Annotated in this window: 10 protein-coding genes; 6 read left to right on the forward strand and 4 right to left on the reverse strand. The window is 39.2% G+C overall.

The genetic code is table 11. The features are described from left to right. Positions 1-30: 30 nt before the first annotated feature. Together FJR05_RS06565 and FJR05_RS06570 are read left to right on the forward strand one after the other, a co-directional pair. Entirely contained in the window at positions 31-765 is a 735-nt protein-coding gene (locus FJR05_RS06565) for a Uma2 family endonuclease (protein WP_168643371.1), read from the forward strand. A gap of 234 nt (positions 766-999) precedes the next feature. Next, the gene (locus FJR05_RS06570) at positions 1,000-1,548 is read left to right on the forward strand and encodes a Uma2 family endonuclease (protein ID WP_027401422.1); all 549 of its coding nucleotides are present in this window, start codon (positions 1,000-1,002) and stop codon (positions 1,546-1,548) included. Between the two features lie 105 nt (positions 1,549-1,653). Here the strand turns inward: FJR05_RS06570 and FJR05_RS06575 are convergent, their stop codons facing one another. Further along, the gene (locus tag FJR05_RS06575; protein ID WP_174783605.1) at positions 1,654-2,025 is read right to left on the reverse strand and encodes a hypothetical protein; all 372 of its coding nucleotides are present in this window, start codon (positions 2,023-2,025) and stop codon (positions 1,654-1,656) included. 189 nt (positions 2,026-2,214) lie between these two features. Between FJR05_RS06575 and FJR05_RS06580 the strand changes: the two genes are divergently transcribed. Further along, a complete protein-coding gene (locus tag FJR05_RS06580; protein WP_168643372.1) occupies positions 2,215-2,361 on the forward strand; it encodes a hypothetical protein in 147 nt (48 codons plus the stop codon). A 184-nt stretch (positions 2,362-2,545) separates the two neighbouring features. Here FJR05_RS06580 and FJR05_RS06585 read toward each other — a convergent pair whose 3' ends face one another. From FJR05_RS06585 to FJR05_RS06595, 3 genes are all read right to left on the reverse strand, one after another. Continuing rightward, complete coding sequence (locus FJR05_RS06585; protein ID WP_168643373.1) at positions 2,546-4,867, reverse strand: alkaline phosphatase; 2,322 nt, start codon at positions 4,865-4,867, stop codon at positions 2,546-2,548. A 473-nt stretch (positions 4,868-5,340) separates the two neighbouring features. Next, positions 5,341-7,605, reverse strand: a complete 2,265-nt coding sequence (locus FJR05_RS06590; RefSeq protein ID WP_168643374.1) for an alkaline phosphatase PhoX — start codon at positions 7,603-7,605, stop codon at positions 5,341-5,343. A gap of 192 nt (positions 7,606-7,797) precedes the next feature. Then, positions 7,798-8,400, reverse strand: coding sequence for a TIGR02466 family protein (locus FJR05_RS06595; protein WP_168643375.1), 603 nt, complete (start codon positions 8,398-8,400; stop codon positions 7,798-7,800). Between the two features lie 222 nt (positions 8,401-8,622). Between FJR05_RS06595 and FJR05_RS06600 the strand changes: the two genes are divergently transcribed. The 3 genes from FJR05_RS06600 to FJR05_RS06610 all read left to right on the forward strand — a co-directional run bounded on the left by FJR05_RS06600 (position 8,623) and on the right by FJR05_RS06610 (position 9,913). Further along, positions 8,623-9,081, forward strand: a complete 459-nt coding sequence (locus tag FJR05_RS06600) for a DUF4079 domain-containing protein (RefSeq protein WP_168643376.1) — start codon at positions 8,623-8,625, stop codon at positions 9,079-9,081. Positions 9,082-9,303: 222 nt separating this feature from the next. After that, positions 9,304-9,597 (forward strand): type II toxin-antitoxin system RelE/ParE family toxin, encoded by a 294-nt coding sequence (locus FJR05_RS06605; protein ID WP_168643377.1) that lies wholly within the window; start codon positions 9,304-9,306, stop codon positions 9,595-9,597. 16 nt (positions 9,598-9,613) lie between these two features. Further along, a complete protein-coding gene (locus tag FJR05_RS06610) occupies positions 9,614-9,913 on the forward strand; it encodes a HigA family addiction module antitoxin (protein WP_168643378.1) in 300 nt (99 codons plus the stop codon). Positions 9,914-9,997 lie beyond the last annotated feature (84 nt).

Raw genomic sequence — 9,997 nt, forward strand, 5'->3', positions numbered from 1 at the left:
ATTTCCATACCTCAACTAGTGGATACAATCATGATTGACCAACTTCTCATCAAAACTGAAATTGATGATTGTGATGTACCAGATGCCAACCTGCTAGTCACTGAAGATGATACACCTGTGGATAATCTCGCATCTGAAAAACAACAACGCCTTTTAGTCGGTTCTCTTTACAGTTCTTTACAAAATCAGATTTTTTTAGCAGCAGCTAATGTTGGTGTTTACCATACTTATGGTGAACCTGCGATAGTTCCTGATGTATTTGTTAGTTTTGATGTACAAACTCCGCAAAACTGGTGGGAAAAACAAAATCGTTGTTATCTAGTTTGGAAATTTGGTAAATCACCAGAAGTTGTCATTGAAATTGTATCAAATCAAGAAGGTGCAGAACTAGATAAAAAGTTGCAAATTTATGAAAAAATGCGAGTTTCTTACTATATTGTCTATGACCCACATCAAAATTTAGGAGAAGAGATTCTCAGAATTTATTCTATCAAGGGTAGACGTTATATAGAAACTACAAATAATTGGTTAGAAGATATTGGTTTAGGAGTAACTTTATGGACTGGAGAATTTGAAGGTAGAAATGATTCTTGGTTGCGTTGGTGTGATCAAAATGGTAATATTTTACTAACCGGTGATGAACTCGCAAAAGCCGCAGAAGAACGAGCTAAAAATGCCGAAGCACGCACCAAAAATGCCGAAGCACGCGCTCAATTATTAGCAGAAAAGTTAAAGGCTTTGGGTGTAGATCCTGATAGTATTTAAATCTGACTTAATGATTTTTAGCAAAAGTAGCAAAAGTAGGGTGTGTTAGCGACAGCGTAACGCACCATTCCAGCTTAAATAAGAATTGCAGGTTATTAAATTTGCATTCATAAATACTAATTACAAAAAGTACAGGATTAAAGGATGAACAGGATTGGATTGAGAAAATGTATAAAAATTCTATTTGAGTCATAATATTAATAATATATGTATTGAAAAGGAGAATAGATGATTATGGTAATGACACCAATTAAAGAAGATGTATTAAAAAATTATTCCCTAGAAGATTGGATGCAAAGTTCCCCAGAGGGTACAGAATGGGTAAATGGGGAATTATTGGAGAAAGAAGAAGTGACACTGAAACATAGCCGCATACAGGGTAATTTATACTTTTACTGGAGAAGTTACAAAGATTCTAGTGGTCAAGGTGGAGAAGTGTATACAGAAGCACCCTGTCGCACAAATCAACAAGGCCGTCGTCCTGATGTTGCTTATATTACGCCAGAATTGATACAGCAGTTTGGTGAACCTGCTGTTTTACCCCAAAGTTTTCCCCTCGTAGCAGAAATTATTTCTCCCACAGATTTAGCAGAGGATATGATTGCTAAATCTCAAGAATATTTGCAATCAGGAAGTGAGGAAATTTGGTTAGTTTTTCCTGAAAATCGGTGGATTATTGTAATTACTAAAAATCAACGTCTTGTGTTTATTGCTGGTGAAATAGTGAGGACTCAAACTGTACTAACAGGTTTTAATATTGCAGTAGATGAATTATTGGGTTAAGACAACAGAATTGCATTTAGTTTGAGTTTCACGTCGGAGAGGGGTTGGGGAAAGCTTTATCGAACTCACTCACGTTGAGTTTAGATTGTTATTGAAATACTCAATTTAAGGATGTGATTTTTCAACCCAACGCTGAAATAGTTCTACTATTATTCTCCAGCGTCCCTGATTTTCTACAACGACATCATGACGTTTCAAAACTTCTAAAGCATTCTGTAAATCAGTTTCATCTATTCCCGTCAACTCAATTAATTCATTTATTGTTAATCCTGCGGTGTGTTTTGCCAGATGACTTAAAATTACTTGTTGAGTGTTATTATCATTTTCCCCAGCTTGACCCCAAACACCATTAAAGTAATTACTACCTCTTTGGAAAAACTCCGGTTTCTTGACAATTGCTTCCACATCTTCCACCGTAAAAACAGATTCGCGGAGTTTTCCTTGTTCAAAAACAAAATCATTATAGAGTCGGACCAAATGAAACCCTACCAACTGCACTAAATAAGGTTGTCCGTAGGTTAAATCATAAATTTTATCTAGCGCTTCTGGTGTGTAGTCTAATAAAAAATCTTCAATAGCTGGGTTAGCAAGAATTTGACCAGTTGCACCACGACTTAAAAAACCGACACGAATAGAAGAGCCAAAACAACAGAGAACATTTTTACAGTGTTAGTCACATCTGGAGGTAAACCCGTTGCGGTGATTTTATCTATTGCCATTTTAATTGTAGCAACTGCAATACCTATTGTGGCTGTGAAACTATCCCCAAGTCAAATCAATCCACCTACAAATAATTCCCATTTGATTCGGTGACTCCTAACTCCTACCATCATAAAAAACCTTGGCAAAACCTCGGAAAATATCAAGTCCTGCCAAGGTATTTAGTTATCAGTAATTACTATGAAATCCCAACTTTACAGCGATTTTTGCTCTTATGAGTTGCATCTTAGCCCCCTCATCGCTTGCGGGGAGGGGGTTGGGGGTGGGGTTCTTGGAATTAAACCAGAACAAACTGATTAGGATTAGCCACACTCAAAGCGATCGCTTGAATACCAGTTAAAGTGGCTAAAGTTTGACCACCAAAGATAACCGCAGTATCAGCACCAACTTGAGTCAAAGTTAGATTAGCTGTAGTGATACCTAAACTAGCAGCGCCCTTAATACCAATCACATCCGAACCAACTTGGAAATCTAGAACTGTGTTAGCGGCTTTTGGTAGTTCAGCGTTGACAATCCAGAATTGGTCAGCGCCAATACCACCAGATAACAGGTTGCCACCACCGAGTCCAACGTAGAATTTATCGTTACCACTACCACCTAATGCCCGGTCATTGCTACCTAAATAGAAAGTATCATCACCAGCGCCACCAGACATCCGATTCTCACCTTTACCATCTCTAGCATCAAATTCATCATTGCCATCACTGCCGAAGGCTCTGTCGTTGCGACTAACGTAGATTTTATCGTTACCGCTACCAGTGTCAATGATGTTGTTACGAGCATTGCTATTGAATGCTAAATCAACTTCATCGTTTCCTGCACCACTAAATACAGTGTCTTGAACCCCATCTATATTTTGAAGTGCAATTAAGGTATCTGCGCCAGTAGTTCCAGAAACAAAGTCTTCCTGATTAACTTCAGTTACTGAGGCAAACAAAGTTTTAGCAATGTGGACTTGATCAACGGTATTAGCAAGACCGGGGATTTGAAAACCGTAGGATTCAAAACCTGTACCGATTGAATTTGTTAGTGTTTCAGAGTCAACACCTTGATAGTAAACAGGGACAGGACGGGTGGTATGGGTTCCCCATTCGTATTTATCGGTGGCGCTAGTTCCCCAGAATTGCCCAGAACCAGAGATTGTGTCAATGGTAGTTAATTGTTCAGCACCGAGGTTTCTGACTAATGTAGGGTAGTCGCCATTAAGGGTAAGGTAATGGTCATGGTCAGCAGTAACGATCAGTTGGTTATCCGCCCAACCACCATTTTGGTTAATCCACTCAATGGTAGAGCCAATCGCTTTGTCAAAGTCTAAAATTGTGCCAATCAGGTTGTCAAGGTTGTTGTCGTGGGCTGCCCAGTCAATATCACCAGCTTCAACCATCAACCAGAAACCATCGGGATCTTTACCTAATACAGATAAAGCGGCTTTAGTCAGGTCATCAAGAGTTGGGTTTTCGTCAGTCTCTCTGGCAATGAACTGTGTATCTGTTTCACCAGGATTGAGAGGTCTCAGGGTATCTGGATTTAGACCCTTGGTTGAGTAGACGGTGAACATTCCCAAGCCAGTGGTGCTGTAGTCACCATCGGCAGAACTAACGGGCAAGTTACCATCTTGTCCACGCGCACCATAGAGACCAAGGAGGCGATCGCCTTTTTCGGGATCAAGTTGAGCCGCAGTATTCGCCAATACCTCAGCCGCATTTGCACCACGTTCCAAAAAGGTGTAGTCGTAAATGTTGCTGGTAGGCTTGGTACTTAACTCTGTATAGGTTGATTGAGAAATGTAAGTATTACTTCTAATGGAGTCTGGTTCAACACCTACTGGTAAAGGATTTCCTGGTGTAGAAAGAGGATGACCACCACCAAGGAGTACAGTTGGTTGGAAAATACGGAGTTCTTGCTGCAAGATGTTATCTAGTGAAGGAAATTCACCATCAAACTTGTTGCGATTATTGACATTTGCAGCAGCAGCAGCAGGAGTAGCATGATCAACAGGAACAGATGCCACTATACCAGTTGATTTACCAAGAGATGCCGCTCTAGAAAGCACACTTTCAACAGGATTTTCAAAAATATCAACACCAATAGCGGCGTTATAGGTCTTAATCCCTGAATAAAGGGTGGTAGCTGTGTTAGCAGAGTCAGGATAGCTGTACTTAATATACTCAGCATCAATACCTGCCGTCCAAGGATTTATACCACCTCTAACTGGATCGTAACCCACAAGGTTGCCAACAACACCATTGTTAGCGTTTGCTCCTCCATTAGGGGTAGTTCCAGGGTTAAATGTGGGATTAAATTCAAACCCAGGACGGATAGGTGCTGTACCTGTCACATTAGTGAAGGTATTACCATTGAGGGCTGAGTTTGATACGTTATATATACCGTTACTACCTGCAATTGTAGTTCCGTAGGTAGTTGCTTGTGTATAACCTGTCAAGGTTTGGAAATTAAGCCCTGTTCCCTTGCCAGATGTATAAAAGTCATTGAGGGTTGTACCAGTCTTACCTTCACTGATTTGTTGGTAGATAGCCGCAGCGCGAGCCATTTCCCAGCCTAAACCGTCGCCGATCATGATAATTGTATTCTTAGCCATAAAACTCTTTAATTCCCTTGATGATACTTACTGAATGAATAAATCCTGTTTTTGCAAACTTAGGTAAATCTAATTTGCTGAGTATGAATATTACGCTTTCTCAGAATTTCACGTAAAAGTTAAGCTAGGACTATGATTTAACAATTTATTGATTAAAAAATTGGTTTTAAAATTAATTTTTAGTTATGAAAAGATTATTTTATTAAACTTTAAAATTTACCCTATAAACATACAGCAGCCTACATTTTATTACGTAAACTTTTGTAAAAATCACTTACAACACCGCACCTATAATACCTATTGTGGCTTTGAAACTATCCCCAAGTCAAATCAATCCACCTACAAATAATTCCCATTTTACTCTGTGATTCCTAACTCCTACCATCATAAAAAACCTTGGCAAAACCTCGAAAAATATCAAGTCCTGCCAAGGTATTTAGTTATCAGTAATTACTATGAAATCCCAGCTTGAATTAAACTAGAACAAACTGATTAGGATTAGCTACACTCAAAGCGCTGGCTTGAATACCAGTTAAGGTGGCTAAAGTTTGACCACCAAAGATAACCGCAGTATCAGCACCAACTTGAGTCAAAGTCAGATTAGCGGTAGTGATGCCTAATTTAGCAGCACCAGAAATACCAATTACATCAGTACCAATTTGGAAATCTAGAACTGTGTTAGTAGCTTTGGTTAATTCACCAAAAACAATCCAGAATTGGTCAGTGCCAGCACCACCAGATAGGGTGTGACCACCACCAAGACCAATTTCAAAGGTATCATTACCATCACCACCCAAGGCACGACCATTAGAACCATTACCCAGGAAGAACAGATCATTACCAGCGCCACCGGAGGCACGGAAATTACTGGCTTCATCTCCAAAGAATGTGTCGTTATCAGCACTACCAAAAGCGCGATCGCCATTGGCAAGGAATATTTCATCAGAACCACTACCAGCATCAATAATGTTATTGCTGGCAAGAGCGCCCGCGGCTGGACTATCAATCTTGTCATTACCAGCACCAGTAAAGACGACATCGTTAATACCACCAAAGCCAGGAGTTTGCTTGGCTACAATTGTATCGGCATTAGGTGTACCAGCAAAGAATTGGGTGTCCTGAATAAGATCTGCATCAGGAGCAACTAAGAAGGATAACTGACCACCACGGACGAGGTTTTCGTTAGCAGTTGGAGTTCCATCCCCATTACCATCAATGTTAGTTGCGGTGATGATTGTGCCATTGTTAAGTGTGCCAGCTTGCACATCAAAAATGAATAATTCACCAGGCTTATTCCCAAACAAATTGGAAACATCAAGAATACCAGAAGTTTCCCAGTTACCCAGGTCAGCAGGGTTAGAATCAACCTGACCAGAAGGAATACCTGAGCGATCGACTTGTCCAATCCGGGTTAGGGTAGAAGAAGGGTTAGCGGCTGAAGGATCGAGGCTATAGATGGAAGTTTCTTCCTTAGAAGTTGCACCAAATAGAGTAGAAGAAATAGCGCGATCTTCTTGGATGTAGATTTTGCCATCGTCAGCCCAATCGAGGTTATCAGGGCTACGCAGACCGAAATCTTTCTTATCAGCTTCGTTACCATCGTAGAGGATGTCTAATCTGGCACTGATATCATCTGTATTGATATTATTGAAATTAACATCAATTTTGTAAGTAGTTCCCCAAGTATCAGCACCACCAAAAATAGATTCCCGACCTGTAGAAGCTAGTACCGCTTGTGTACCGTCTTGAGGGTTGGTGGCAACATCTTCAGGACGAGAAAACAAGAATGCTTTGACATCTGCGGCTAATTTATCTTGCTGTGCTTGGGTGGCAAAGCCTTGAGCATCATAACCAAGTTCATTTTGAATGCTTGTATCTGAGTCTGGTCCATCAACAGCAGTATTAGCAAGAGCAGGGTCATAATATTTGATCTCTACAAACTTACCAACGGTAGAGTTGTTTGTACCTTTGAAGTCTCTAGGATCAGCTTCGATCGCATCAGTAGCATTACTGGGGTCATCAGCAACCCAAACATAGAGCTTACCTTGTCCAAGTCCATTCCGGTCTAAGAAACTACCATCATTCTTGGCATTCTTGTCACCAATATAGAGAATCAGAGGTGCAGGTCCGCGATCATCACCAATTAAAAAAGCAACTTTGTCAGTGCGGCCTGTGTTCAACTCAGTGACGTTTTCCCATGCAGCCCGACCAAACCAAGGAAGAGTATATAAGACATTGGTTTTGGTATCTAAAGCAAATTGTGTCCCACCATAGGTTTCTTCACCAGAGAAGAAAATACGATCAGCTAAACCAATACCCGCACCAAACTGGTTGGCTTCAAACAAAGCAGCAGAACAAAAACGTTGAATACCACCAAATTCTAAGTCAGCAGCAGCATCAACAACTTCACCTTTGCGGTTGATAATGGTGTCATAGGCTAGTCCAGAATTAGTAATCTGGAGTGTGCGCTTATCAACATCAAAGAAGCTAACTCTTGCACCGGGAAGTTTTGTGTTGTTTTTAAGAGTGTATTCATAACCAACCGTACTACCTAGCTCGTGGTTAACAAGCAAACGCACAGTGGTGTCGTTGAGTGAGAAAGCACCAATACCATCAAGAATACCGGGAGGAACATAGTCACCAATTTTGTCACCAACGGTAAAAATTGGGTCAACTGTGTAACCATTTAGCCCTTTTACTTGAGACGGTTGAGTTGTATCGAATGGTGTGTTAGCCATAGAATCCTTCAATTTTCTTTGTAATGCTGACTGGAATCAATACTTGGTAAATTTAGGAAAACCTAATATTTACTGAATATGAATATTACTCTTCAGTAAAGTCTCACATATAGGTTAAGAAGGAACTATGATTTAGCTATTTCTTGATTAAAAATTCATTCAAAGGTTAATTTTCGGTTATGGAAAGATTATCTATTTATTAGGTACTATGCCAATATTAAAACTAATACACACCCGATCCTCATCACTCATATTCATTTCCACACCATGTAACAGCCAACTAGGAAATATTAACATTGTTCCTGCCCGCGCTTTATAAGTTATTTTGGGGAAGTTCCAAAGATTAAACTCTATGGAAGGTGGGATAATCATCTGTGAAGCTGGTCGCGGGTCAGAGAAAAATATGCCACCACAATTTTCAGGAGTTTTCAGATAATAAACTCCACTTAAAATTGAATTGGGATGATTATGTACAGAATTTGAAGCAAGTTTACGATTAATAATTGCCCAACAAGTTGTAATTTTGAGGCTAAATTTTTGTAAATCCCATTGCAAAAATGTGGCAACTTCTAAGACATTTTCATTAATGATTTGTGTCAGGTTATTAAAACTATCCATTTCATGCAACCTGTCCGCACTATGCCATCCTAGTATATTTGACCACTTCTCACCCTGACTATCTCGACGTTCTTCCCCATAGATAGCTTCTAAAAGTGGAGAATTTAATTGTTGATAATTTTCTACAGAAAAATGCCACACAGAAGTGGGAAACCAATCATTTCTAGAACCAGCCATAATTTTGATTTATGTTTATAGTAGGGAACAGGGAACAGGGAACAGAATTAAAAGTCTTTTGGTGTATTGTTTTTTAGATAAATCCGGGATCTCATTCAAGTGCATACCGCTTTATATTGACTTGTAATCTCTGTAGTTGAGAAAAAACATGGACAGCTAAAAACAAAAAAAGCTGAAGTCCTGTTAAGCTCAATAGGTAACTTTTCCGAACTGAACTGTTTTATGCACCTACCTTCCTTTCTATGGTTATGGAAAATAGCCGCTTGGTCAATGGGATTATCTTTACTAGCCTATTTATTTTTAGCCATAACTGGTATTTGGATGTTACGGGTCAGAATAAACCCAGAATCCTTCGGTATGCTCTTATCCTGGTATCGTCAGCAAGTGCGATCGCTCCATTATATAATCGGCATAACTATGGTTAGTCTAGTATTATTACTTCTAGCCGTTGGTATCGTTGGTACATTAGGACACTTTGGTTCATTAGGACATTCACCACATTTACTCGCTGGGTTAATAGTCGTCATCTTAGTTTTAGTATCCGCTTTTAGTGCCACTCAAATTAGTACCATAAAACCTTGGGCTAGACCATTACATATTGGTTGTAATCTCTGCTTATTACTAGGATTCGCTTGGGTATCCTTCAGCGGTTGGACAGTAGTGCAAAAATATTTACCTTAATTCTCAGTTTCCACCATGCTTCTGTTATGTCTGGGAAACTGTACAGACCACACACAAATAACTTATCCTGTCAATCTTGAAAATCCTAATTCTGACAATTTTAACCCTTGACAAAATTCTCAGTTTCGATTACACTAATGTTATTCGTGGGAAAGTGTGCGCCCATATATATAAGGTTTTTATTTATCAAACTATTCAAAGCAGTAAAACCAACATTCATAAATGATTCATACTTTCAAAAATTTGGGTACACAAGACATTTTTGATGGTAAAGATTCTAAAGCTGCTCGAAAAACCTGTCCCTCATCCCTTTGGAAGCGTACAATTCGTAAACTAGATCAGTTAGACTCAGTTACAAGCCTAGAAGATTTAAAAATTCCCCCAGGTAATTGTCTAGAAGCATTAAAAGGTGATAGAGAAGGTCAGTATAGGATTCGGATTAATTATCAATATCGAATTTGCTTTTTTTGGCAAGAATTAGGGGCAGATGCTGTAGAAATTGTAGATTATCATTGAGGTATTAATCACATTTATGAAAATCCCAACCCATCGTCCTCCTACCCATCCTGGAGAAATGTTATTAGAAGAGTTTATAATTCATCAGGGTTTAACACCCCAAAAAATAGCTGAATCTATAGGTGTTACAGAACAGCAAATTATAGATTTAATCGCAGGTAAACAGCATATCACACCCAGTTTAGCACTGCGGTTATCCAGGTTTTTTGGCATATCTGTTGATTTCTGGATGAATTTACAAGTTCGCTGGGATCTATATTATGCTCAACAAGCAGAAGCAGAATTTCTGAATACAATTAATCCTTTTGTCGCTTAATTGTCTGAATCAGGATTTTCAGGATTTAAGGATTTACAGGATGTGATTTAAGGATTGTTTTTGAGGAAGTGGTGATTTTTTTGT

The sequence above is a fragment of the Dolichospermum sp. UHCC 0259 genome, assembly GCF_009711935.1.
Classification (GTDB): domain Bacteria; phylum Cyanobacteriota; class Cyanobacteriia; order Cyanobacteriales; family Nostocaceae; genus Dolichospermum.

Bases quoted from the DNA above. Each gene is read 5' to 3' on its own strand.
- FJR05_RS06590 (WP_168643374.1), bottom strand. From the start codon at position 7,605: ATGGCTAACACACCATTCGATACAACTCAACCGTCTCAAGTAAAAGGG.
- FJR05_RS06595 (WP_168643375.1), bottom strand. From the start codon at position 8,400: ATGGCTGGTTCTAGAAATGATTGGTTTCCCACTTCTGTGTGGCATTTT.
- FJR05_RS06565 (WP_168643371.1), top strand. From the start codon at position 31: ATGATTGACCAACTTCTCATCAAAACTGAAATTGATGATTGTGATGTA.
- FJR05_RS06605 (WP_168643377.1), top strand. From the start codon at position 9,304: ATGATTCATACTTTCAAAAATTTGGGTACACAAGACATTTTTGATGGT.
- FJR05_RS06610 (WP_168643378.1), top strand. From the start codon at position 9,614: ATGAAAATCCCAACCCATCGTCCTCCTACCCATCCTGGAGAAATGTTA.
- FJR05_RS06585 (WP_168643373.1), bottom strand. From the start codon at position 4,867: ATGGCTAAGAATACAATTATCATGATCGGCGACGGTTTAGGCTGGGAA.
- FJR05_RS06600 (WP_168643376.1), top strand. From the start codon at position 8,623: ATGCACCTACCTTCCTTTCTATGGTTATGGAAAATAGCCGCTTGGTCA.
- FJR05_RS06570 (WP_027401422.1), top strand. From the start codon at position 1,000: ATGGTAATGACACCAATTAAAGAAGATGTATTAAAAAATTATTCCCTA.